We start from the raw sequence: 3,678 nt of genomic DNA on the forward strand, positions 1-3,678 counted from the left end.
AGGTTTCGGCGCCCTGCTCGGGCGTGAGCATGTTGCGGGTGACGAGCCAGCGCAGTGGCCCGGGCAGCACGCGCCAGATGTCGGAGGCAACCACGCCCGGGTGCAGCGCATAGGTCGTGACGCCGGTACCGGCCAGCCGGCGGCCCAGCTCGGCGCTGAACAACACGTTCGCCAGCTTGGACGCGGCGTACTCGACCAGCGCCGTTCGCGTGCGCGTGGGCCGGCGCACGGCGTCGAAGTCGATGCCGTGCGCACGGTAATGCGCCCGGCTCGCGACCGTGACGATGCGCGCCGGCGCCGAGGCTTCGAGCCGGTCGAGCAGCAGCGTGGTCAGCAGGAAGTGGCCGACATGGTTGGTGCCGAACGCGAGTTCGAATCCCGATGCCGTGAAGCCTCGCCGGCCGGCCAGGCCGGCGTTGTTGACCAACAGGTGCAGCGGCTGTCCGAGCGCGCGAAACGCCTCGGCGCAGCGCCGCACCGAGCCGAGGTCGCCCAGATCCAGCGGCAGCCATTCGCCTACGCCGCCGGCGGCGCGGATGTCGTCGAGTACGTCGCGCGTGCGCGCTTCGTCGCGGGTGGCGACGTAGACCCGGGCGCCACGGCGCGCCAGTTCGCGTGCAGTGACGCGGCCGATGCCGGTGTTTGCGCCGGTGATCAAAGCGACGCGGCCTTGCAGGGGTTTGTCCTTGCTCATGGCGGGAGGGTAACCGAGTCCGGGCAGAGGTCGATGCCTGGCTCGCTATTTGAGCCAGCGGCGGGTCACGATGAAGGGTATCGCCACCAACATGGCCCTGGCACTATGACCTCGTTCGCCGCCTGGATCGTTGACCTGCTCGACCATCTGCCGATCGGCAATCGATCGACGACACAGCCGACGCACGGCCCGGACGCCGTGATTCTGGCCGCGGTGAATCGCGCCAGAGCGATGCCGGGCAACCCGGTGATTCCGGCTTTCCGACGTAGATCTGTGCAGATGCAGCGTCAATGGCCGTTCCACGCAGCAGCCACCGACAGCGGCGCATGATGCCGCAGCGACCGCGTTTGCCGCGGGGCAGCAAACGCGCGCTGTAGCAGCTTCAGGAACGGGACACGCGACAGTGCGCGTCAAACGGCGGCGGGCGCGTCCAGCCGGTTCCATTCGATGCGTCGGTTGCGCCAATGTTCGGCAATGGTCTGGGCGAATTCGGCTCGGACGAGCTTGGCTCGTTGTTCGCACCAGTCAGCGCTTTCGCGGCGGACCACGAGGCCTTCGAGCGGGCCGTCCCGAAACCGGCTGCCCTGGCTGGCGAGCAGCGACTTCAACTGCCCCAATGTGTATTGGCCGCGCGCAACCGTCGGTGTCGTCGCCAGACCCAGGCGAGCGGCAAGGGCATTGCGCCGCGTACTGCTCCAGAACCTGCCGCTATCGGATTCCACGACGTCGAACAACAGGAACCAATCCGGCAGTCGCGCATAGGCCAGCGAATGGCGCGCCGCGCACCACTCACCGAAAAGCATCAAGCCACGGCGGGTGTGTTCGAGCAATGCCTCCATCAACTCGTCGCGGCGCAAGGCCAGCCACGAGGGCAAGCGGGCGAACTGCCCTGCATAGGGTTCGACCAGGTATTGGCCGCGGTTCTGGACCAGTAGGGCTCCGGCCGGACTGACCGAGATGCCCAGGTTGGCGCCGTCGACCTTTTCTTCCACCACCACGTCACCACGCAGCAACGCCGCTGCCTCGGCGAACGAAAGCACCTTGTCGTCGCGCGGCTTACCGCTGCCGAGCCAGGCCAAATGAGGGGTGTGAGGGAAACGAAAGAAGCCCATCAGGGTTGCCGTGGCGGAAGCGCAGGCACGGGCTTGTGCGGGAACTTCTTGGCGTAGAAGCGGCACACGTCCTCTTCGCAGAGAAGTGTCACGCGTACGCCTCGTGCCCGCAGCGGTTGCCACCAGTCCAGCCACTTGCAGTCGGCCGCCTGCCAAACGGGTGGCCGGTCCGGATGGGCATGGGCTACCGCTGCGAACTTGCGGTCCGCAGCATCAAAGGCCGGCTGCAAGGCAGGATCGGGAAACTCCACGAAGCAGTCGTCTGCCTTCTCTGTGAGCGTTACCTGCTCGACCCGCGCCGGGTTGCCCGCCTCGCGCAGCAGCCACTTCAAGAACACGTCGCCCACGCCTTTGGGGGGGTTCAGCCTGGTCTTGTGCAGGTACTCGCCGAGGATCCGAAAGCCGTTGTCGATGACGATCACGCCCGAACCCTGCATCGCCAGCAAGCGCCGCACGCACTCGGCTGTGCATTCGGAGGATACGTCTGCGTGCACGCCGTTGGCGACGAGCAAGACGTTGGTGTCGATCACCGCCTTCATCTCGCTTCAGCGTCCGAGGGTTGCGCCTTCCGGCGCTCCATTGCCGCGAGCGTGCGTGCCGCGATGTCGGCCATCTCGTCCCCGAAAAAGTTCGGCGGCCAATTCTCGATCTCGCCGAACATGTTCAGGCGTAGCGGTTCGAGCTCGGCGGCCGTCGGCGAGCGGCGGCAGAAGTACACCGCCACGTCATCTGGCGACAGCACCTCCTCCGCGACGCGGCGCTGTAGCCGGTTGAGAAAGTGTTCCGAGTGGCTTTCGACGATCAGTTGAACATGTCGCTCGCGGCCATCTTGGCGCGCCTGCGTCGCTGCGACGAAGACATCGGCCAGTTCGGCCTGCACCTGCGGGTGTAGGTGGATTTCGGGTTGCTCCATCCACACAGTGGAGTACGGAGGGCAATAGAACGCTTGCACCAGGGCCGGCAGTACCTGCGAAACGCCAAATCCGACGTCGGTAATCTTGACCTCCGGCGACTTCGCGCCGGTCTTGATCAGCACTTCGTATTCCTTGCGGCCCTCGGCTACCGCGCGCACGGTGAAGTCGTGGATCACACCCAGATCCTTGAGCCAGGCCGCGATGAACGCGGCAAATCCCTGCTTGGCCCTTCGTGGTCCGCGGTTGAGTTGCCGCCCGTCGTCTTGCGCCGCCAATATGGCGGATATTGCCAACTCGCCCATCTGCCCTACGCTCGGCGGCGTCTCGCCCGACCATTGGTAGATGCGGCGCGGATGTTCACGTAGCGGCCCGAGGTACGAAATGCTCTCGAGCATCGCCTCGGTGGCGAGCGCGAAGTCGGCCATGAAGCCGGCATTCTTGAAGCGAGCGGCGGTGATGTCGGAGAGCCGGTAGAACTTCTCCGGCTCCTCGAGCGGCCACTTGCGGCCGTCGGCCATCTTGAACAGGTAATGCTGCGAGGCCAGCGTGATCTTGCGCTGTGCGTCACGCCGCAGTGCCACGTCGAGCACGGTCTCGCCGTCTGTGCTCAGGGCATAACTCATGCCGTGCACTTCGGGCTGCCCCGCCTTGCCGGCTGCCAGCGTCACTTCGAGCTGCATGTGTCTGCCTTGGTAGCGCTTGCCCGGCAACAGCGGATCGATCACGTCCAGCGGCCGGGGCAACTGCCAACCGAGCTCGAAGCCGAGCGCGAGGCGCAGGTCATGACCGTGCAGGCAGTCGGCAAAGGTACCCAAGTCGATCAGCGAACCCGAATCGCCTAGGTGCAGCGCACGTTTGCGATCGGTGGAGCGCGCTGTCTGCTGCAAGGCGAGCAGCAGGTGCCCCAAGCTGCTCTTGCCGGCACTGTTGGCGCCGAAGATGACGGTCAGTGGCGCCA

5 protein-coding genes are annotated in these 3,678 nt (G+C 66.0%); 1 reads left to right on the plus strand and 4 read right to left on the minus strand.

Translation table 11 applies throughout. From position 1 onward, the window contains the following. A partial coding sequence (locus tag K1X74_23380; GenBank protein ID MBX7169294.1) for an SDR family NAD(P)-dependent oxidoreductase occupies positions 1-658 on the minus strand: 658 nt, incomplete at its 3' end. A 141-nt stretch (positions 659-799) separates the two neighbouring features. On the opposite strand from K1X74_23380, the gene K1X74_23385 reads away from it, so the two are divergent. Further along, on the plus strand, positions 800-1,024 hold the full coding sequence (locus tag K1X74_23385) for a hypothetical protein (GenBank protein MBX7169295.1): 225 nt from the start codon (positions 800-802) through the stop codon (positions 1,022-1,024). Between the two features lie 80 nt (positions 1,025-1,104). Here K1X74_23385 and K1X74_23390 read toward each other — a convergent pair whose 3' ends face one another. The 3 genes from K1X74_23390 to K1X74_23400 all read right to left on the minus strand — a co-directional run. Next, on the minus strand, positions 1,105-1,806 hold the full coding sequence (locus K1X74_23390; GenBank protein MBX7169296.1) for an RNA ligase family protein: 702 nt from the start codon (positions 1,804-1,806) through the stop codon (positions 1,105-1,107). Continuing rightward, complete coding sequence (locus K1X74_23395; GenBank protein ID MBX7169297.1) at positions 1,806-2,345, minus strand: hypothetical protein; 540 nt, start codon at positions 2,343-2,345, stop codon at positions 1,806-1,808. The genes K1X74_23390 and K1X74_23395 overlap by 1 nt, the downstream gene beginning before the upstream one ends. Then, a partial coding sequence (locus K1X74_23400) for a DUF3696 domain-containing protein (protein ID MBX7169298.1) occupies positions 2,342-3,678 on the minus strand: 1,337 nt, incomplete at its 5' end. The genes K1X74_23395 and K1X74_23400, both read right to left, overlap by 4 nt.

This window comes from Pirellulales bacterium (assembly GCA_019694435.1).
GTDB lineage: Bacteria > Planctomycetota > Planctomycetia > Pirellulales > JAEUIK01 > JAIBBZ01.